The sequence below is a fragment of the Rathayibacter rhapontici genome (genome assembly GCF_001995175.1).
Taxonomy (GTDB): domain Bacteria; phylum Actinomycetota; class Actinomycetes; order Actinomycetales; family Microbacteriaceae; genus Rathayibacter.
This window is the reverse complement of record NZ_MUKN01000126.1, coordinates 1-803: the sequence shown is the minus strand read 5'-3', so window position 1 is coordinate 803 and position 803 is coordinate 1. Positions and strand designations below refer to the sequence as shown.

The window sequence follows — 803 nt, the reverse complement described above, 5'->3', positions numbered from 1 at the left end:
CCGACCTCGTCCCCGCCCTCGCCGCGCGCCTCGAGCGCCTCGCCGCGGCGCTCGGAGGAGCGGACGGGCCGCGCCGCTGCGTCGTGCACGGCGACTTCTCGGCCGACCAGGTCCTCGTCGGCGACGGCGTCCGCCTGATCGACTTCGACCGCGTCCGGATCGACGAGCCCGAGCGCGACCTCGGCGGCCTCCTCGCCGCCGAGCCCCGCGGATCCGCCCTCGGCCCCGCGCTGCTCGACGCCTACCGCCGCGCCGGGGGAGTGGTCGACCCCGAGGCCCTCCGCCGCCGCACCGCCTCGAGCCTGCTGCTGCGCGCCGTCGAGCCCTTCCGCACCGCCCGGCCGGACTGGCGCGAGAGCGTCGAGGCCGCCGTCGCCCGCGCCGAGGAGGTGCTCGCGTGCTGAGCGGTGTGCCCGCCGCGGTGATCGAGGACGGAGTGACGTGGACCGTCTCGCGCGCGTGGCCCGCTCCCGACGGCGCCGATCTCGAGGCGTCCGCCGAGGGGTCCGCCGATGTCCGCGGCGGCCACTGGAGCGCCGACCGCGGAGTCGAGCTGCTGCCCGCGGGGACCGACCGCCGCCTCCCCGCCCTCGCGCACGCCCGCCGCGAGGGAGCGGTCGTGGTCCACCGCCCGCGACGGCGCGCCGTGATCCGGGCGGCCGACGGCCGCAGCTTCCTCAAGGTGCTCCGCCCGCACGCCGCGCCCGCGGTCGTGGCGGCCCACGCGAGCGCCGAGGCGTTCGCCGCCGGATTCGACCTGCCCCGGGTGCTGCACCGCGACGACGATCCCCGAGGGTCTCGTC

1 protein-coding gene and 1 pseudogene are annotated in these 803 nt (G+C 79.2%); both read left to right on the top strand.

Annotated elements, in window-relative coordinates; genetic code table 11:
- Positions 1–404, top strand: a 404-nt coding sequence (locus tag B0T42_RS18935; RefSeq protein WP_158078201.1) for a phosphotransferase family protein, incomplete at its 5' end; no start/stop codon positions are given.
- Positions 398–803 (top strand): annotated as a pseudogene (locus B0T42_RS18930) (hypothetical protein); the annotation flags it as partial. The gene B0T42_RS18935 and the pseudogene B0T42_RS18930, both read left to right, overlap by 7 nt.